This window comes from Pseudooctadecabacter sp. (assembly GCF_965657175.1).
Taxonomy (GTDB): Bacteria; Pseudomonadota; Alphaproteobacteria; order Rhodobacterales; family Rhodobacteraceae; genus Octadecabacter.
The window spans coordinates 103403-123103 of sequence record NZ_CBFHNH010000001.1; the positions used below are offsets into that span (position 1 = coordinate 103403).

The following is a 19701-nucleotide window of genomic DNA, read 5'->3' on the forward strand; positions in this document are numbered from 1 at the left end:
CTCAAAAGCCTCACTTTACTGCTTTGCTGCTTTTTCCGCAGCCCCTCAGGGCTTCGGGGGAACCTGCTGTTCAGGGTGACGCCCCACCAATCGCAGGAACGGCCCCGCCCGCATATAGGTGCCGGTTTCATGGCGCGATCTTGTCCGCAGCACGGGCGTGGTTGCCGAATTGTCCGCCCCACTTTCACGCAACACGATATAGAGGCCCGACGCAATGATGATACATGCCCCGATGATCGTCATGCCATCGATATTTTCGTTAAAAAACAACGCGCCATAAAGGGCAGCCCAAAGAATTTGACTGTATTGCATGGGGGCAATGATCGCAGCCTCCCCGATCTGATAGGCCGCGATAATGCAGCGCCCCGCAATCCACGCGAACACCGAAACAAGCGCCACAAGACCCAGATGTTCAATCGGCATCGGTTCGTACACAAAGGCGAGGGCGACACCCATCAAAACGAAGTTCGCCATCATGGGGTACAGCAACATCACCACGGGCCGTTCATCGGCCCCAATGCGGCGCACAATGATCGACGCAATCGACCCGCCCACAGCCGCAGCGAGTGCCGCCGCATGGCCAAGCGTCAAGTCTGTTGAACCCGGTCTGAGAACAACCAAAACCCCCGTCAAACCCACGATAACGGCCAGCCAGCGGCGAATACGGACCTTTTCCCCGAGGATCGGAATGGCAAGGATCGTGATCAAAAGTGGGGCTGCGAACAAAATCGCGTAGGTTTGCGCCAAGGGCAGAACGGTAAAGGCATAGAACGCGCTGATGGCGGTGGTGACGGCGGCCAATGTCCGCAGGGCCATCCACCACGGGTGGACGGGCAACAAAGTGCCGGGCTTCGCGTCCCGCATCAGCATGACTGTCGCCAACGGAAAGCTAAACAAAACAGAGAAAAACACGATCTGAATGGGCGAATATATCCCCCCAAGGATTTTCACAAAGACATCATGGGCGGCGAAAATTCCGAAAGACAGAAGGGCCAGAAGGGCGCCTTTGGCATTTGCAGACATGGGTCGTCCTCATTCGTGTACACCGCCGACATAGCAGTGCGAAGGCCGCAGAGCCAACGGGGAATTGGCAAGGCCGCTATGCCCGCATAGGGTGACGATATGATAAATGCCCCCGCAAAATCTGTGCTGCTTTTCGGCGCGACCGGCACCATTGGTCGCGCCACCGCAAAGGCGTTGAGAGATGCTGGCCATTCTGTCTGCTGCGTGGTGCGTGAAGGGGCCAAAACCGCGGGCCTACCCGAAACGGCCACGATCTGGCCGGCGATGTCACCAACAGGTGCGCCGCAGTTCGATGCTGCCGACATCGCGGCGTTCGATGTCGTGGTGTCCTGCCTTGCGTCCCGCACCGGCGCACCAAAGGACGCATGGCGCGTGGATCACGACGCCAATGCGGCCATTCTAGACCGCGCGCAGGCGGCTGGAATTGCACACTTTGTACTGCTGTCCGCAATCTGCGTGCAGAAACCCAAGCTCGCTTTTCAGAGCGCCAAACTGGCTTTCGAAGAAAAGCTGATGGCCAGCGGGCTGACCTATTCCATCGTCCGTCCGACGGCATTTTTTAAATCGCTCTCTGGCCAAGTGGCGCGTGTGCAGGCAGGCAAACCGTTCTTGCTGTTTGGGGATGGTGCTTTGACGGCCTGCAAACCGATCAGCGACGCTGATCTGGGGCGCTATCTGACGCGCTGTCTGGATGACCGCGCCTTACACAACAAGGTTTTGCCCATCGGCGGTCCGGGGCAGGCAATTACCCCACGCCAACAAGGCCAGTTGTTGTTTGATCTGACAGGCCAACCGCCCAAATTCCGCGCCCTGCCCGTTTGGGTCATGGACGGGATCATCGGCATTCTGAAACTGGGCGGACGCCTTGCCCCGCCCCTGCGGGCCAAGGCGGAATTGGCGCAGATCGGGCGATACTACGCCACCGAATCCATGTTGGTTTGGACGGGGGAAACCTATGACGCGGACGCCACGCCGTCCTTTGGATCAGACACCTTGGCTGATCACTACCGCGCCATGATCGCAGGGGATGTGGCCGCCGATTTGGGCGACCACGCTGTGTTTTAAAGCGACGCGTCGAGGGCGGCGAGGATCGCATCACCCATGCCGGATGTGCTGACCGGTGTGGTGTCTTCATCGCCCAGAAGATCGCCCGTGCGCACGCCGTCCGCCAGAACCTTTTCAATCGCCTGCTCAAGACGAGTGGCCTCATCGCCCTGATCAAAGGAATACCGCAAAGCCATCGCAAAGCTCAGGATACAGGCAATCGGGTTCGCCTTACCCTGCCCCATGATGTCCGGCGCGGACCCGTGCACGGGTTCATACATCGCCTTCGGACGGCCATTGGCCATGGGTGCGCCCAAAGATGCTGACGGCAACATACCCAAAGAACCGGTCAACATCGCCGCACAATCGGACAGGATGTCCCCGAACAGGTTGTCGGTGTAGATCACGTCAAACTGCTTGGGCGCGCGGACCAGCTGCATAGCGCCATTGTCGGCGTACATGTGGGACAGTTCAACCTCGGGGTAGTCTTTGTGAACCTCCGTGACGACATCGCGCCACAAGATGCCGGATTCCATGACGTTGGCCTTTTCCATCGAACACAGCTTTTTGTCGCGCTTCATCGCCATGTCAAAGGCCGCACGTGCGCCGCGCTCAATCTCAGCCTCGGTGTAGCGCTGTGTATTGATGCCCACGCGCATGTTGTCTTCCATGTGAATGCCACGCGGCTCACCAAAATAGACACCGGACGTCAGTTCGCGCACGATCATGATGTCCAGACCTGCGACGATGTCCTTTTTCAGGCTGGAGAAATCGGCCAGCGCATCAAAACACTGCGCCGGACGCAGGTTGGCAAACAAATCCATTTCCTTGCGCAAACGCAGCAGGCCACGCTCCGGCTTTACGGAAAAATCGAGGGTGTCGTACTTTGGGCCACCCACGGCGCCCAGCAGAACGGCATCGACCTCTTGCGCTTTGGCCATGGTGTCGTCGTGCAGCGGCACGCCGTGTTTGTCATAGGCGGCGCCGCCAACCAGATCCTCGGACACGTCGAACGCAAGGTCCCGCTTTGCCCCGAACCAATCAATGATGCGGCGCACTTCGGCCATGACTTCAGCACCAATGCCATCGCCAGGCAGGATCAAAAGGGAGGGGTTCGACATGATGGTTTTCCTTGGCTAAATCGCGTTGCCACGCGCGTAGCCTTTCAGGCCGCGAGGGTCAAGAATGGCGTTGGTTTATTGGGGCAAGGCAACGTCGACCCAGACGATCCGGTGCGGCCCCGTTTCATCAAGAAGTGCCGCCAATGGATCGCTGGGCGCAGGCCAGAACACACCTTGATCCACAACGTGCAAGTCTGCGGCAGGCAGCACGTAGGACACCCGCAGATTGCCGGGCCCGTCCTCCGGCCAGTCAGCGGTGTCCAACTCGGGTGGCCCCGCATGGGCGGCGGTCGCGGCTTCGGCTGCACCGGCGCTGCGCGGGTTGGTCGTCTGAAGGGCGGGATGGGTCAACAAAGCGGTGATTGCGTCGTGAAAGCCCTCACCGTCGAAGGGATCGGCATTCGCATTGCCAATCAGGACAGGATATGTCGGCGCAGGCCCGAAATGTCCTTCCAACACGGCCTGCCACAGGCGCGCCTCATCGCGGTTGCGCAGGCCGTTGAAATCCTCCGCCCCGTCAAAAACCGGCGGCGTGGCATCGAAGGCCAGAAGCGTCATGCGCGTGCCGTCGATGTCTATGGGGACCATCCAGTGGCCGGTAGAAGAAACGGGCAAGTCGTCGAAGATCGCCGTGTTGGGGAAAGGCGCCCCGTCGACCTCCGGCAAGATCGACCCTAGCACATCGCGCCAAAGAATGCCCGATAGGTCCACGACGTCTTCGCGCATGATCGGGTATCGCGACAGGACTGCCATCCCCCCGTCACCCAAAAACCGGCCATAGCCGAGGGCATCGCGGGCATCGCCCGTGTAGCCGTCTCCGTTCAAATCCAACCCCAACTGCTGCCCCGCATTCGGAAGCGCCGCATAGAGGTGTGGATAGGGTTGGGCGAGCGTATCAGAAAATGCCGCCACCGCCGACAATCCTGCATCAAAGTCGATGTCCGTCAGCAGCAGAATATCGGGGGCAACATGGTTAATGACCTGCCCAACCGCGCGAATTTGGGCGTCTTCGCCCTTTACGATGTCGCGCAACAGCAATGCAGGCCCGTCCCGGCTGAGCGGGGCCGCATAGGTGGCGATCCGGACTGTGGTGTCGGCTGATGCATGGCCTGCCCAAAGGGCAAGGACCAGGCCAATCAGATAAGGACGCCATCCTCGTCCCGCGCGTTTAGATAGGCACGTTCCCGTTGCAACGCGATCATCTGTGCCACGCGGAGCATGGCAATGCCGCGCATGATCAAGCTGGCGGGGATGAAGGCCCATGCGGTCATCGTCCAAATAAGGGTGTGTGAATCTTGCAGTTGGATCGGGTTGAACACATCCGAGGCAAGTTTCACGAGCGCTGGGATTAAGAAGGGAAGCAAAAATCCTAAGATAATGTTAACTTGCCCGTCCCTCTCCAACCGTTCGACAACATCGCCGCCGGCTGTCGGGTCGAATGTGGGCAGGTTCGTCCAGACGTTGAAGCCACCCCGTTGGTTCGGCCAGTTTTTCAAACGCAAAGCAATGATGAAAACGGCCAAGGAAATGAGAGAAACAAGGTAGCTCAAACCGGCGGCGACACGGACGTTGTTAATCAACATGGCATCCGCCTCAGCCGGAAGCATCAAAACGACAAGGCGCACCGGCGAATAAGGGAAATCCATGGCATCTGCCAAGTTTCCGCCGATCAGCAGAAACAGGTTCGTCAGGTTCGTGGGGTCGTAGCTGCCTTTTGCGATGATGGTCAGGGCGAAAACGGTCGCAGCAAGGCCCGCAAAGCGCACGCGGTTGAACGGCGGCGCATCGCGGAATTCGATCAAGCTGGGCGAGGAGGAATTGTATTCCACGAAGGTGAACACCCCAGCAACAATGCACACCAGACCCACGATCTGTGCTGTGTCCACAGGTGTACTTGCCAGCACCAAGGCCGGCATGGATATCATCAAAATGACCATGGCTGCCCGAAGGACAGCACCAGAAAGCCGTGAAATCACTGCCTTTTTTCCTTCATCTCGGTCGGTCGCGATACGATGCCGCGCCCTTGTCCCGGTCTGATCCTGCCTGTTGTCAGCAGGTTGCCTCATAGTTGCCATAATGTTGCCTACATTCGGTTAACGTCGCAAGTGACGCTTTATATGTCCCAAGAAATCGGGGCCGATTTGCGGCAAGACTGGTGCGAGATTGCAACCATTCCAATGCATTGAAAGAACTACAGCTATATGTAGGGAGTGCCGGCCGATGAGGCACAAGTTTCCATTAACACACCATTAGGACCTGCGTCAAAACTAAGGGGCGCCGGAAGGCGCCCCTATCATTAATACTGCCACATTTGATGGGGTTAAGGTTAAACCCAAGGCCGCTGGGCGGAAACCTGCGCTTCAAACGTGTCGATCGCGGCGGCCTTTTCCATGGTCAGGCCGATGTCGTCCAACCCGTTCATCAAGCAGTGCTTTTTGAACGGGTCGAGGTCAAAGGTGAAGACTTCGCCGTCTGAGGACGTCACGGTCTGCGCCTCAAGGTCGACTTCGATCCGCGCGTTGGCGCCTTTCTCTGCGTCCTTCATCAAAGCGTCCCGCTGGTCTTCGGGAAGCACGATGGGCAGGATGCCATTCTTGAAGCAATTGTTGTAAAAGATGTCCGCAAAGCTGGTTGAGATAACGCAGCGGATGCCAAAATCAGCAATCGCCCAAGGCGCATGTTCGCGCGACGATCCGCACCCGAAGTTGTCGCCTGCCACGAGGATCGAGGCATCGCGGTAGGCCGGCTGGTTCAAGACGAAATCAGGGATTTCATTGCCCTGACGATCATAGCGCATTTCATCAAAAAGGTTCACGCCAAGGCCGGAGCGCTTGATCGTTTTCAAGAACACTTTGGGAATGATCATATCGGTGTCGATGTTGACCAGCGGCATGGGTGCCGCGATGCCGGAGAGTGTGTCGAATTTTTCCATTGTCTGTCCTTTCGGGCGTTAATGGTATTTCTATTGCCATTAACGAATGGTGAGAGCGGCGTGTCGCGCAAGATCGCTAGATGTGCGCCTGACACGTAGGGTGAAGGGCCATGCCACGGGCGCGGCACAGGTCCTGAAGGTATTTCATGAAGGGCGCGAGGTTCGCTTGCGTGGCAGATCGTGCGACGACCTGGCCACTTTGTGCCACGACCGGTTTTGCCGCCACTTTCGCAACCTTGCCAGCGGCCACCGCATGGGCGGGACGCTGCCAGATGGCGCTGCGGGCCCAAGTGCCCGCCTGCGTGGTGCCCTGCAACGGACCCAAGATGCCACGGGACGACATTTCGGTCATCACCGCCTGCGCCTGATCAAGGCTGAGCCCCAACCGTTGCGCCAGCGAAAAGACCGAAAAGTTCACACGCGACTGCGCGTGGTAAATGGCCGCGTGCAAGGCTGAGGCCGGATAGGCCGCCTTGGTTGCGGCCCCAAACGACGCCGATGGCATAAGCGGGGCGGCAATCGCCCCACCCAAGAGTTGCAGGAACCCGCGCCGCTTCATTACATCATCTCCCGCACGTCGGTGAGACGTCCGGTGATCGCAGCTGCAGCGGCCATCCCGGGGGAGACAAGGTGCGTGCGCCCCTTATAGCCCTGACGGCCTTCGAAGTTGCGGTTGGAGGTGGAGGCACAGCGTTCGCCTTCGGCCAACTGGTCGGGATTCATGGCCAGACACATGGAACAGCCTGCCATGCGCCACTCAAAACCCGCGTCCTTGAAGATATCGGCGAGGCCTTCTTCTTCAGCTTGGGCGCGCACAAGGCCGGATCCGGGCACGACCATGGCGCGCATCCCGTCTTTGACCTTTTTGCCTTTGAGGATTTCGGCCGCGGCGCGCAGGTCTTCGATGCGACCGTTGGTGCAGGACCCGATAAACACCGTGTCGATTTCGATGTCGGTCAGTTTCTGGCCGGGCTGGAGGCCCATGTAATCGATGGACCGTTGGGCCGCACCGACCTTGCCGCCCTCAAAGGAGGAGGGTTCAGGAACCACAGCATCAATCGGCAGCACGTCTTCGGGCGATGTGCCCCATGTGACGGAAGGCGCGATGTCTTCGCCCTTCAGTGTCACGACCTTGTCCCAATGGGCGTCGTCGTCGGAGTAAAGCGTTTCCCACCAGGCTTGTGCTGCTTCCCATGCGGCCCCTTTCGGGGCGTGGGGGCGGCCTTTGCAATAGGCGAAGGTCTTGGCATCGGGCGCGATAAGACCAGCACGCGCGCCGCCTTCGATGGCCATGTTGCACACGGTCATGCGGCCTTCCATGGACAGGTCCTCGATCGCGGTGCCGCAATATTCGATGACGTAGCCGGTGCCGCCTGCGGTGCCTGTGGCGCCGATGACGGACATGGTGATGTCTTTGGCTGTCACACCGGGGCGCAGGTGGCCGGTGATCTCAACCTTCATGTTTTTGGATTTCTTCTGGATGAGGGTCTGGGTCGCCAGCACATGCTCAACCTCGGAGGTGCCGATGCCGTGGGCCAGTGCGCCGAAGGCACCGTGGGTGGCCGTGTGGCTGTCGCCGCAAACGACCGTCATGCCCGGCAGGGTCCATCCCTGTTCGGGGCCGACGATGTGCACGATGCCTTGGCGGACGTCGGACACGGGGTAGTAGTGGATGCCGAAATCCTTAGCGTTCTTGTCCAGTGCGGCCACCTGAATGCGGCTGTCTTCGGTCATGGTTTCGGCGTTGGCGCGATCCAGCGTTGTGGGCACGTTGTGGTCTGGCACGGCAATGGTTTTTTCAGGCGCGCGGACCTTGCGGCCCGCCATGCGCAGACCCTCAAAGGCCTGCGGGCTGGTCACTTCGTGGACCAAGTGGCGGTCGATATAAAGAAGGCAGGTGCCGTCGTCAGCCTCATGTGCGACGTGGGCATCCCAGATTTTATCATAGAGCGTCTTGGGGGACATATCGGTCCTCTCCCGTATTGGTGTGGTGGAAATGGGGTGGGGTCGCCCGAAGGCGCGGCGTCATAGACGGGCGAGAATGGCGCGGTTGGCACCATAAAAGCGCCAAGGCAGGCGCGCGCGATCATCCATGTCGAATACTTGTGTCATGGGGGTCAGATATACGCGCAGGCCGCCTGTCGCAAGTCAGATGTCTGTGTCCAGGCGCACGGACGCCTTGTGACAAAGGGCGCAGGGTGGCTGCGTATTTTAGCCGAATTGCCCATTTCCGAAGGAGAATTGTCATGTCGATTGGTCAGCCGTGGCGCGTGTCTGCGTTGATTCTAGCGATCGGGGCCTCCCCCGCCGCAGCGCAAAATTTTCAGTATGAAAGCCAGGTCGGATTTCCCGACTTTGGGTTCATGATCTCACCCAGTGATTATCACGGTCCGGTCTTTGCCTTGGCGGACGATTTTCCACAGGCGATTCCCCCGCTTGATCCGCAGGTCGAAGAGATCCTGAGCATCGATTTTCAGACCGACCCCATGGCCTATGTGATGGCCGTTCGGGACTACGTGTTCACCGGCAATATTCATGGCGGCGATGTGGAGGGTGATTTTGTCCTGCAAAACAATACCGCCGGTATCGATTGGTATCACATGCCATGGCAGCATTGGGGATCCACGGGCCGTGAGGGGTATCACGGCCTCACCCGTGAGGGGCCGCTAGCGGCAAAGGTCTTGGCGCCTGAGCAGTCGGATGCGTCCTATGCCTATGCGGTCGGGTTCTACAACGGTCCCGGTGGGTTCACGATCGGGCAGGTTTGGAATGATCCCTACGGCGGGCCGGACCTGACCCATATGATTGACGCCATGGACACCGGATTTGCCTTTCCGGAGGGCACGGTCGTCGGCAAATTCCTGTTTACATCCTTGGGCGCCGATCAGGTGCCGTGGCTGGACAATCCACTGCAATGGAACGGCTACGTCTATGAATGTGACGTCGATCCGTCGGTGGACTGCCCCAAGGGGAGTGAAATGATGACAGCCCCGCGTGTCACACAGGCCATGAACCTGTTGCAGATGGACATTATGGTCAAAGACAGTCGCGCGGATGAGGCCGGTGGCTGGGTCTTTGGCACCTTTGCCTACAACGGCGGGGCGGCAGGATCGTCCGACTACTCCGACTACGGATCGTTTTGCGCGGGCATCCCCGGCGATGGCAAAAACTGGTGCAACCTGATGCCCGTGGGCCTGATGTGGGGCAATGACCCCGACAATGCCGACACATTCATCAACAGCACGCCCACCGAAACGGTTATCAATGCCGATCTGGAGGAAACGTGGATCAACCCTGATGAGGCCCTGCCTGCCATGCACCTTGGGTTCAATTCGCGCCTGAACGGGCCAGCGGACAACCCCACCTCCAGCTGCATGTCGTGTCACGCCACCGGTCAAGTGCCCAGTGTCAGTGCGATTATGCCATGGCTCGACGGAGTGGAAATTCCGGCGAACGGCACCCAAGCCTCGGATGCGTGGATGCGATGGTTCCGCAATTTCGAAGACGGTGAGGCGTTTGATGAAGGTCTGGCGGTTAGCATGGATTTCTCCATGCAGCTGACCAAGGGGATCGAAAATTACATCCAGTATCGCGGTCAGGTCGAATCGGGGCTGTTCGCGCTGGAATACTGGGGCAGTGGCGGCGGTGAACCTGTCAGCCGTGGGGCCGCATTGCCGACCCAATAGAACGACCCTCTGGATGGGGCCAACCCCGCCTGCGTTGTGCGATGTGGGCGGGGTTTTTCTTTGCGCTACGTAGTGTGGCAAAGGAGACAGACATGAAACGGATACTGGCAGCATTGGGGATCGGGGCGGCATCGATGGCAGCGGCTGAGGATGGGTACTACGGCAAGTATGAAACGCCTCGGTATGAGGTCGTGGCAGACTATGGCGCGGCGGAATTGCGGTCTTACGCGCCGCATTTGCTGGCCGTGGTGGCCGTGCGCGGCGACAGACGCGGTGCGTTGAACCAAGGGTTCCGCACGCTGGCAGGATACATCTTTGGCGGCAACGACGGCGGCGCATCGGTGGCGATGACATCGCCGGTCACGCAGGCGCCTACGCAGATCGACATGACAGCCCCTGTGACACAAACCGGCGACGACGGCGTTTGGGAAGTCACCTTTATGATGCCATCCGAATTCACCCGCGACACGCTGCCCGCGCCCAACAACGACGCAGTGCGATTTGTCGAGGTCCCGCCCCAGCGGATGCTTGTCACCACCTTTTCAGGCCGCAGCACCGACCGCATCCTGACACAGCAGACCGAAGCGTTACGGCAATTTGCGGATCAGTCAGGCATTGCCATCATTGGCGAGCCAACGTTTATGTTCTACGACGATCCCTTCACCCTGCCCGGCAACCGCCGAAATGAGGTCGGGTTTCGGGTCGAGCGTTAAATCTGTCCGTGTGGTCGGATCGGATGACGTGCCAGTCTGCCGACATCGGCCATCTTGGGGCATCGCACCCAAAAAGGACCGATGCTATGGAGGCGCTTCATGCCAAAACTCTCAGTGATCTGGCGGCAGCGCGGCCCCAAACAATAGACGACTTTTATGCAGCCCACGGCTGTGATTGGATGCAGGCCCTAAAGCGGAGGATGCACATATGGGCACACCAATCGACCACACGGCGACGCGTCCGTCGCGTGTTTGCCATGTGACCCGAGGCCAATGACACCCACCGACCCACACCCCGAAAACGACCGGATCATGGCCGTGATCGCCCGCGAAACCGATGATTTTGTGCGGCGCGATCTGGTCGGCTGGTCCGGCTGCTGGGTGCAAGATCACCGCACGAGGATGGTCTGCCAATCCGCCTCCTTCGGATCAAAGGTGCTGTGCGGTTGGGATACGCTTCGGGACTATATGCACTCCCTTTTTGATGCAGATGCCGTGTGCCGCATTTTGGAATTCGAACGGCGCAACACATCGATCACCGTCAGCGGCGACTTGGCCCATGTGACGTTCGATGGCGTATCGCACCATGACACCGGACAGATTGAACGCACGTTCGAAACACGGGTGATGAAACGGGACGGTCAAGACTGGCGCATCTTATACGCCTCCTTTCTGACCCAAACCCCACAGGCCGCCGAGGACAGCGATATCGTCGTAGACGACCAAGGCAGGATCATATCATCCCTCAGGTCCGCGCTGGCCGCGCTGGCCGGTCATTCCGGTTTGACAGTATCTCATGGGCAGTTGCGGGGTCGCAGGCCGGACGGGGACAAAAGGCTGCGCGACGGTCTGGCCATCGCGGCAGGGCAGCACGGGTTCTTTGAATTTTACCGATATTCGACGGTGCATGGTCAGACCTTTCGACTGCCTGTTGTTTTGGGTGAAACGGATGACGGCGGAATTTCAGTCTGTGTTCTGTACGTCCGCAACGGACGAACGGTCGTTGAAACCCATCAACGCGCAGATATTGAACGACGGCTGGCCGTAGCCAAGACGATCTTTGGACTGTCAGACGGCCAGATGGCGCTGTGCCACCGGATCGTGGCCGGTGACAGCCTGACCGCCGCAGCACAGGACATGGGCATCACAATCAACACGGCGCGCACCCATCTGAGCCGGGTTTTTGCCAAGACAGGGATCAATTCGCAAACCGCCCTTGTGCGGACCTTGCTGAACGTCGGCTGATCTGGCAGCGCTTGATACCTTTAGGGCAAGGGGGCATGGTGTTCCAATGGCAAACCATACAACGCAACCCGCAACAGAGGATATCGCCACTGATCTTTCGGAACAGGTGCCCCCTCAGGCGGTTCCCGATTTGGCAGACGCGCCTTTGCCACCCGCAACACCCCTTGATGAAATCGCGGAGGTCGGCCAGTCCCTGTTTGCGCAGGGTCTGACGTTTATGGAATCTCTGATCCGGCCTTGGAATTTCTACCAGCTGTTGATTGCCGTGGCCGTCTTTGCCGCCTCCTTAATCCTGCGTCGTATCTTCGCGCCACGGCTGCACGAATGGCTGCGCACCCGCGAAGGCTGGCCCAAATGGCGGCTGCGCATGGCGCTTGTGGTTCAAAAACGTCTGGGCGGGATATTCTTTGTCGCGCTGATCTGGCTTGCGGTTTTTGTCATGCGAGAGGTCACGTGGCCGTCGCGGTCCTATCTTCTTGGGGTGATCGCAAATCTGGCGCTGGCTTGGCTGGTGGTGACCTTTGCCACGCGGCTGATCAGCAACCCCTTTTTGCGGACAATGGTGCGGTATGGCGCTTGGATTTATGTGACGTTGAACATCATCGGCATCACCGATGAAGCAGAACAGCTGCTGGACAGCATCGCCGTTGAACTGGGGGAGACGCGGATTTCGGCGTGGCTGGTCCTTCAGGCGGTGTTCATTCTGAGCCTGTTTTTCTTTGTGGCGCGGTTTTTGTCCACGACCACATCTGCCCGCATTCAACGCAACGAAGACATCAGCCCGTCCATGCAGGTGCTGGCCGTCAAATTTTTGCAAGTGCTTCTGTACGGGGCCGCGTTCTTTATAGGCCTGCGGGCGGTCGGGTTTGATCTGACGGGTCTTGCGGTGTTGTCAGGTGCCATCGGTGTGGGCCTCGGTTTTGGTCTGCAAAAGGTGGTGTCGAACCTTGTGTCCGGCGTCATCATCTTGCTGGATAAATCCATCAAACCTGGCGATGTGATCACGGTTGGATCCACCTTTGGCTGGATCAATTCGCTGGGCGCACGGTACGTCAGCATCACGACGCGCGACGGGCGGGAATACCTGATCCCGAACGAAGATCTGATCACCACACAGGTGGTCAACTGGTCCCATTCGAACGATTTTGTACGGCTCGATATCTATTTTGGTACGGCCTACGGCGACAACCCCCATGAGGTCCGAAAACTCGCGATTGAGGCGGCGGGCAGCGTGGACCGCGTGTTGGATTTCCGCCCGCCTGTTTGCCACATCGTAGGCTTCGGCGACAGCAGCGTGGACTACATTTTGCGGTTCTGGATCAGGGACCCCACGGGCGGGCTGACCAACATTCGCGGCAACGTCTATCTGGCGCTTTGGGATGCGTTTGAGGCGAACGGGATTTCGATCCCCTTCCCACAACGCGAGGTCAAAGTTCTTGAAGGGTCCGAATTGGCGCACAAAGCGCTGGATTAAGTGTCTACTGGAATACCTCGAAGACGCCGCCCAGAATAAACAGGATGACGATGAACCCGAAGATGCGTTGCAGATAGATGATCCGCACGTCCCAGGCGCTTAGGCTTTGGGTTTTCGAAAAGGCCTCGTCCAGCTGCAACGTGGGGATCGTCCGGTCGATACTGCGAAAAAAGCTGTTGGCGACCGGAGGTGGGGGCCGATCAAGCCGTTCGCCGCGTCGCATGCATTTACAGATCCAGGTTACGAGATGCCGGTTGAACCAGAGCCACGGCAGCACGATGATCGCAGCCAAGAGGACGATACCGCGCAGGCTGTTGTAGCCGTACTGATTGATTGCCCCGCCCATCCAGTACAACAGCCGTTGGGCGTAGTCATTTGCGGGCAATTGGCTGGCGAAATGTTCATTCTGGGCAATCGCCAGACGACGCGCGACATCCGGAAATCCTGCGGTTGAGGACGACGCGCGCAGCAAGGCATAAACCTGTGGCTGGTAAGGGGCATCGATATGTCCGTCGGCATCGGGCAAGATCGAAAGGGCGCGCGGCAGGTCGCGGGCAAACAATGTTCGCATGTCGCCGGCATCCACTTTGGGCGCATCGGTCATTGCGGCGGCGCCTTTGTCCAATTCCGAAAAGGCATCGCGGTTAGGATTATAAAGATCAATGCGCCCCACATTGGAATTTGTGACATCCATCAAGAAGGGGTCCTGATTTTCGCGCGGGAACAATCGCGGGGCAAGGACAAGCCGGTCGATGGTTGCAGACCGCATCAGGATCTGCGCGCCCGGTGTCATTGCCAGACGTTCGCTTTCAAACCGCACGGTGTCCGCGCGCATGTGGTTCATGATCAGGATGTCCTGAAGCCGCACCCCGATGTTGACAGTGCCAAAAACGGAATCGTACAGGTTCAAGCTGCCGATCCGTGTGGCCCGATCACACTCTGAAACGGGTGCCTCTTCGGTGGTGTCTGACGCAGTATTGAGTGACGTCGTTACCTCCAGCGGCTCCCGATCAGGATTGGGTGAATTTGGCACCCCTGACCATTCGGCGAATTGGTCATCCGTCAGCGCCTTGTTGGAGATATTGGCATTCGCGATCTGGACGTCGCGAACATTCAGGTCATCGACATTGAGGCTTCGTAAGACGAGATATTCTGAAATGTTTGCACCATCGAGAATGAAAGTATCCGCCGTCACACATTGAACAGAAGCCTCAGTCGCAGTGAGGCCGATGAAGTCGGCTGTCGTCTCCACAGTCAGATTGGACAGGTAGAAATACGTATCGACATGAGAGGACGACATATCGACCTCGCCCATGGTTGAATCCCACATGCGGAACGCATCAAAGCGGCCGAATTCGCCTACAACGCGCAGATTTTGCAGCCCAAAAAACCGGCTACTTACATGTCGCAGGTCAAAGTCGGCGTCGGTGACGCCGGATATTTCCACGAAGGCAGAAGCGTCGGCGCGATAAGCGCTGAGTTCCGTGACGTAGGCGTTGTCGTCAAGACGGATGAAGGACCCGTCAAAATAGTTGAGGCTAACGTCATCCAGAAGACTGTCAGACACGTCGATCACATCGAGCGGACGGCGGTAAAAGCTGGCGGAAAGTTCGACACCGGAGAAATCAATCTCGACCGCGTCGGGACGGGCATCAAGCAGCAGGTCAAGTTCGTTACTGTTGATCGAAAAGGGCTGGTAATAGCGCCGAAAGACCGCCTGCGTTTCGGCCAGAAGGTCAGCGTCAATGGCCGACGCAAGGTCAGCATCTTCAGGATTCCAAGGCATCCAGTCCAGTCTTGGTTCATCCGCTGTGGGGTTAAGACTGAGGCGCCCGTATTCGTTCAGCGCAAGGGTGAGGTAGGAGTTTTCGAAGACCTCCAGCCGGTTGTCTTCGCTGTCGGAGGAGCGGACGAGGAGGTGATGATCGGTTTCGATGATGTCGAGGCCAGCCGTTTCAAATGCGACCTTCCAACGGTCATTTAAATTCGCATAGGCGCGCCGCCCCAAATCGGCCTGCACGGCGTATTGAAAGACCTCGGTCGCCCAACGCTGGCGGATGCGAATTTCATCGTTGCGTTCTGACGCGATGTCATCGGCGACACTGGCAATTTCGCTGCTGCGGTGGACGGCGGCGCGGGCCCGATAGAGAACGTAATGCCACGTGTCAGGCGCGTCCTCGGCGGCGACGGCCGACCGGACGAAATCCCCTAAGAAATATGCGTTTTGCTATCTGAAAGTGGTACCACATCCGTCACAGTGGGGACATCCTGAAGCAACCCACCGTACTCGGTCGCAAAATTGGTGATCGCATACTCAAGCTCACTCGCATCATCCCAGTTGCGATCTGCGAACCGGATCAATTCGGGTGGCACATCATTGAACGCTGCACTGCGCAAATGGCGGAAGAGAGCAGTATCAATACCGCCGTCGGTCCATCCTTCTTCAAGCAGAGTTTCCAACTGTGACAGGTCAACCTCGGCGCGGTCAGTCCCGGACCGCAAGCGGTCTGTTTGTTCGGTAAACCAATCGACCGCTCTCGCAATAGACGGATCCAAGATGTCGGGGGGCACTCTTTCGGCAATCACCACAGTTGCTTCGACCGGATCGATGATGACCGGCGGGGCCGTTTCGCCCGTCTGGGACAGGACAGCGATCGGCCACAAGAGCAGCACGACAAGAAGGCGAACAGTCTTTGGCTGGAACATATCTGTCCTTTCCGTTGCGTCAGGATTGAACAATCAGAGCGCGACTTCAATGAAGCGTTGTGGACATCACGTCACAGACCCCCAAAGACCACGTTGAAAAGGCGGCTGGGCGTTGCTAGGTTGAGACATGCCCAGCGTCGGGGCCTTGGCGGCGTATTTTTAGGAGGACAATGTTCTGTCTTTATCCAATCAGGCAGATGGATCTGCCGATGAACGGGGCCGCACAATGACTGTGCAGGTGCCGACCTCTGACAGCACTTTGGCGGCTGTTCTGAAATCCCTCGACGATGACAAGGCCGAAGACGTCGTGCAGATTGATCTGCGCGGCAAGTCTGAGATGGGCGATCACATGGTGATCGCGTCCGGTCGGTCGTCCCGACAGGTATCTTCGATGGCTGAAAAGCTGACCGACCGGTTGAAGCAGACCTATGGCATTCTGTCCAAGGTCGAAGGCAAGACCACCGGCGACTGGGTGTTGATCGACACCGGGGACGTGGTGGTGCATCTGTTCCGTCCCGAGGTCCGCGAGTTTTACCAGCTGGAAAAGATGTGGCTGGACCCCGATGAGGCGGCCAAGACGACCTGATGCGGGTCTGTCTGTGCGTGGTGGGCCGCCTGCGGGCCGGCCCCGAACGCGATTTGATCGACGATTATGTGACACGCTTTGACCGCAGCGGGCGGGCCCTGGGCCTTGGCCCGCTGGATGTGCGTGAGGTTGAGGACCGCAAGGGTGGCGGCATGGCCGCTGAGGCGGTCTTGCTGCGTCGAGCCATTCCGGACGGGGCGGCGGTGATTGCCTTGGATGAACGGGGCAAACTGCGGTCGTCCCCCGATTTTGCGCAAGATATCGCGCGGTGGCGCGATGACGGGCGGTCTGATCTGGCGTTCATTATTGGTGGGGCCGACGGGATTGACCCTGCCCTGCGGGCCGAATGCGACGGGGCGCTGTCTTTTGGCAAGATGGTCTGGCCCCATATGTTGGCGCGGGTGATGTTGACCGAGCAGCTGTACCGTGCGGCCAGCATTCTCGCGGGGGCGCCTTATCATCGGGTGTAGATTGAGTATTTTTGGCAAAACGAAGCAGGGGGCGGTTTTGCCTGCGCTGCGGCTGCGATAAGACGGGGCCAGCCAAGGAGAATTCGCATGACCACGCCCAAACCTGTCGTTCTTTGTATTCTGGATGGATGGGGCAAACGCGCCGAAAGGGAAGGCAATGCGCCTATCTTGGCGGCAACACCCAATTTTGACCGCGTGATGCAGGGCCCAAATGCGCAGCTGATCACCCATGGGCCGGATGTGGGCCTGCCAAAGGGGCAGATGGGCAATTCGGAGGTGGGCCACACCAACATCGGCGCGGGCCGTGTTGTTGCAATGGACCTCGGTGCGATTGATCTGGCCATTGAAGACGGGTCGTTCTTTGACAACGACGCACTTGTGGCGTGGTGTGAGGGGCTGAAAGCCCGTGGCGGTGTGGCGCATATTATGGGGCTGGTCAGTGATGGCGGCGTGCATGGCCATGTGGTGCACATTCAGGCCGCGTTGAAGGCGGTGACGGATCACGGCGTGCCCGTTGTGCTGCACGCGATCACGGATGGGCGCGATGTGGCCCCTCGATCCGGGGCGGAATTTTTGCGCGATTTGATCGCGGATATGCCGGAGGGTGTTACATTGGGCACGGTCACGGGGCGGTATTACGCCATGGACCGCGACAATCGCTGGGAACGGGTTGAGACCGCCTACGCCACCATGGTGCGCGGCAAGGGTCAGACGGGCGTGGATGCGGTTGAGGTGGTGGAGACCGCTTACGGCAACGATGTGACCGATGAGTTTATTCCGGCCACGGTTTTGGGCGATTATACAGGCATGTCCGACGGCGATGGCGTGTTCTGCCTGAACTTCCGAGCCGACCGCGCGCGGGAGATTTTGGCGGCCATGGGTGCGCCCGACTTCGACGGGTTCGATGTGGCGGACAGGCCAGATCTGCACCTTTTGGGGATGGTCGATTATTCGACCTCCCACAACGCCTATATGACCACCTGCTATCCCAAGCAGGAGATCAAGAACACGCTTGGCGCTTGGGTCGCATCCAAAGGCTTGCGCCAGTTCCGCGTGGCGGAAACGGAAAAGTACCCCCATGTGACGTTCTTTCTGAACGGCGGAATTGAGGAGCCTGAAGCGGGCGAAGACCGTTACATGGCAGCCTCGCCCAAGGTTGCCACCTACGACATGCAGCCTGAGATGTCGGCTGCCGAAGTGACCGAGGCCTTCGTGGGGGCCATCAACGATGGCTACGATCTGATCGTGTGCAATTTCGCGAACCCCGACATGGTGGGGCACACAGGCGATCTGGACGCGGCGATTGCGGCCTGTGAGGCCGTCGATACCGGTTTGGGTCGCGTTCTGGCTACGCTGGAGGATGCGGGCGGCGCGATGATCGTGACGGCGGATCATGGCAACTGCGAGACGATGATTGACCCAGAAACAGGCGGCCCGCATACGGCCCACACGATCAATCCGGTGCCTGTGGCACTTGTGGGCGGGCCTGAAGACGCGCAGCTGCGCGACGGACGATTGGGGGATCTGGCGCCCACACTGCTGGGCCTCATGGGGTTGGATTTGCCCCCTGAGATGACCGGAAAGAGCCTGATTTCGTGACACGTTGGGCGCTGATCCTGACCCTTTGGGCGGCACCGCTTTGGGCACAAAGCCCGGCGGAAGACGCCCAAGCCGCCGCCGCGCGGTTGGGGGAAGCGGGCGTTGCCTTGGAGGCAGCTCAGGGGCGATCCGACAGGGTCGCGGCCCTGACAGAAACCGTACAGGCCTATGAGGACGGATTGACCGCCCTGCGCGATGGGCTGCGCCGCGCAGCGGTCCGCCAGCGTACGTTGCAGGCCGATCTTGACGCCCGATCCGATGAGGTCGCGCAGCTGTTGGGTGTGCTTCAAACGATGGGACGCGCGCCAGCGCCGATCCTTTTGCTGCATCCATCGGGGCCAACCGGCACTGCACGGTCCGGCATGATGCTGGCGGATGTGACGCCCGCCTTGCAGGACAAGGTGACGGCACTGCGCGCGCAGCTAGACGAATTGGCGGTCTTGCAGGGATTGCAGACAGATGCGCTTGTGATCCTCGAAGACGGATTGGACGGCGCGCAAATGGCGCGGGCCGAATTGTCAAAGGCCATCGCCGACCGGACAGATTTACCGCGCCGATTCGAAGATGATCCGGTCCAAACCGCCCTGTTGCTCGCCAGTTCCGAGACGTTGGAGGCCTTTGCCAGCGGTCTGGCGGACACCAGCGCAGGTGGTCCCGATGCCAATACCGTGAAGGGTCTTGTTCCCCTGCCCGTCGAGGGCCAAGTGCTGCGCGGGTTCAACACTGCGGATGCCGCCGGTATCGTACGCCCCGGCATTGTGATCGCGACCCGCCCGCGCGCACTGGTGACGGCCCCTGTGCCTGCCACAGTGCGCTATGCGGGGCCTTTGCTGGATTACGGCAATGTCGTTATTCTGGAACCTGCGGCTGATGTGCTGTGGGTGCTGGCCGGTCTGGCTGAGGTCTTTGGCGAGGTGGGGCAAATCGTCCCACAGGGCACGCCGGTGGGCCTAATGGGGGGGCAAGTCACCGATGCTCAAGGGATTTTGACCGAAAGCGCGCAAGGTTCCGCCGGTCAGCGGACTGAAACGCTTTATCTTGAGGTCAGAGAGATGCAGAGTGCTGTGAACCCTGCAGAGTGGTTTGCCGTACAATAAACGGA

General features: G+C 59.1%; 18 protein-coding genes. 9 read left to right on the forward strand and 9 right to left on the reverse strand.

What is annotated here, in order from left to right; translation table 11 throughout:
* Nucleotides 1-45: 45 nt before the first annotated feature.
* Nucleotides 46-1023, reverse strand: coding sequence for a DMT family transporter (locus tag ACTG36_RS00495; protein ID WP_375279381.1), 978 nt, complete (start codon nt 1021-1023; stop codon nt 46-48).
* Between the two features lie 99 nt (nt 1024-1122).
* Between ACTG36_RS00495 and ACTG36_RS00500 the strand changes: the two genes are divergently transcribed.
* Nucleotides 1123-2088 (forward strand): NAD(P)H-binding protein, encoded by a 966-nt coding sequence (locus ACTG36_RS00500; RefSeq protein WP_375279382.1) that lies wholly within the window; start codon nt 1123-1125, stop codon nt 2086-2088.
* Here the strand turns inward: ACTG36_RS00500 and leuB are convergent.
* The 6 genes from leuB to leuC form a co-directional block, all read right to left on the reverse strand.
* Nucleotides 2085-3188, reverse strand: a complete 1104-nt coding sequence (gene leuB / locus ACTG36_RS00505; RefSeq protein WP_375279383.1) for a 3-isopropylmalate dehydrogenase — start codon at nt 3186-3188, stop codon at nt 2085-2087. The two genes, ACTG36_RS00500 and leuB, sit on opposite strands and share 4 nt — an antisense overlap.
* Nucleotides 3189-3263: 75 nt before the next feature.
* Entirely contained in the window at nt 3264-4220 is a 957-nt protein-coding gene (locus tag ACTG36_RS00510; protein ID WP_375279384.1) for an endonuclease/exonuclease/phosphatase family protein, read from the reverse strand.
* Between the two features lie 104 nt (nt 4221-4324).
* Complete coding sequence (locus ACTG36_RS00515; RefSeq protein ID WP_375279385.1) at nt 4325-5164, reverse strand: hypothetical protein; 840 nt, start codon at nt 5162-5164, stop codon at nt 4325-4327.
* A 350-nt stretch (nt 5165-5514) separates the two neighbouring features.
* Entirely contained in the window at nt 5515-6120 is a 606-nt protein-coding gene (leuD, locus tag ACTG36_RS00520) for a 3-isopropylmalate dehydratase small subunit (RefSeq protein ID WP_375279386.1), read from the reverse strand.
* Nucleotides 6121-6196: 76 nt separating this feature from the next.
* A complete protein-coding gene (locus tag ACTG36_RS00525; RefSeq protein WP_375279387.1) occupies nt 6197-6679 on the reverse strand; it encodes a hypothetical protein in 483 nt (160 codons plus the stop codon).
* Nucleotides 6679-8085 (reverse strand): 3-isopropylmalate dehydratase large subunit, encoded by a 1407-nt coding sequence (leuC, locus tag ACTG36_RS00530; RefSeq protein WP_375279388.1) that lies wholly within the window; start codon nt 8083-8085, stop codon nt 6679-6681. The genes ACTG36_RS00525 and leuC overlap by 1 nt, the downstream gene beginning before the upstream one ends.
* A 281-nt stretch (nt 8086-8366) precedes the next feature.
* Here leuC and ACTG36_RS00535 point away from each other — a divergent pair, with 281 nt between their 5' ends.
* From ACTG36_RS00535 to ACTG36_RS00550, 4 genes are all read left to right on the forward strand, one after another.
* On the forward strand, nt 8367-9806 hold the full coding sequence (locus ACTG36_RS00535) for a hypothetical protein (RefSeq protein ID WP_375279389.1): 1440 nt from the start codon (nt 8367-8369) through the stop codon (nt 9804-9806).
* Nucleotides 9807-9898: 92 nt separating this feature from the next.
* Nucleotides 9899-10519 carry an SOUL family heme-binding protein gene (locus ACTG36_RS00540; protein WP_375279390.1) on the forward strand — a complete coding sequence of 207 codons (621 nt, stop codon included), beginning with the start codon at nt 9899-9901 and terminating at the stop codon, nt 10517-10519.
* Between the two features lie 273 nt (nt 10520-10792).
* The gene (locus ACTG36_RS00545) at nt 10793-11764 is read left to right on the forward strand and encodes a LuxR family transcriptional regulator (protein ID WP_375279391.1); all 972 of its coding nucleotides are present in this window, start codon (nt 10793-10795) and stop codon (nt 11762-11764) included.
* Nucleotides 11765-11909: 145 nt separating this feature from the next.
* Nucleotides 11910-13238, forward strand: coding sequence for a mechanosensitive ion channel family protein (locus ACTG36_RS00550; protein WP_375279679.1), 1329 nt, complete (start codon nt 11910-11912; stop codon nt 13236-13238).
* A 4-nt stretch (nt 13239-13242) separates the two neighbouring features.
* Here the strand turns inward: ACTG36_RS00550 and ACTG36_RS00555 are convergent, their stop codons facing one another.
* Nucleotides 13243-15258, reverse strand: coding sequence for a hypothetical protein (locus ACTG36_RS00555; protein ID WP_375279392.1), 2016 nt, complete (start codon nt 15256-15258; stop codon nt 13243-13245).
* Nucleotides 15259-15446: 188 nt separating this feature from the next.
* Nucleotides 15447-15944, reverse strand: coding sequence for a hypothetical protein (locus ACTG36_RS00560; protein ID WP_439141190.1), 498 nt, complete (start codon nt 15942-15944; stop codon nt 15447-15449).
* Between the two features lie 226 nt (nt 15945-16170).
* On the opposite strand from ACTG36_RS00560, the gene rsfS reads away from it, so the two are divergent.
* The 4 genes from rsfS to ACTG36_RS00580 all read left to right on the forward strand — a co-directional run bounded on the left by rsfS (nt 16171) and on the right by ACTG36_RS00580 (nt 19696).
* The gene (gene rsfS / locus ACTG36_RS00565) at nt 16171-16530 is read left to right on the forward strand and encodes a ribosome silencing factor (protein WP_375279394.1); all 360 of its coding nucleotides are present in this window, start codon (nt 16171-16173) and stop codon (nt 16528-16530) included.
* Nucleotides 16530-17000, forward strand: a complete 471-nt coding sequence (gene rlmH, locus ACTG36_RS00570; protein WP_375279395.1) for a 23S rRNA (pseudouridine(1915)-N(3))-methyltransferase RlmH — start codon at nt 16530-16532, stop codon at nt 16998-17000. The genes rsfS and rlmH overlap by 1 nt, the downstream gene beginning before the upstream one ends.
* Before the next feature lie 87 nt (nt 17001-17087).
* The gene (gene gpmI / locus ACTG36_RS00575; RefSeq protein ID WP_375279396.1) at nt 17088-18599 is read left to right on the forward strand and encodes a 2,3-bisphosphoglycerate-independent phosphoglycerate mutase; all 1512 of its coding nucleotides are present in this window, start codon (nt 17088-17090) and stop codon (nt 18597-18599) included.
* Nucleotides 18596-19696 (forward strand): murein hydrolase activator EnvC family protein, encoded by a 1101-nt coding sequence (locus ACTG36_RS00580; RefSeq protein WP_375279397.1) that lies wholly within the window; start codon nt 18596-18598, stop codon nt 19694-19696. Before gpmI ends, ACTG36_RS00580 begins: the two co-directional genes overlap by 4 nt.
* Nucleotides 19697-19701: the final 5 nt, after the last annotated feature.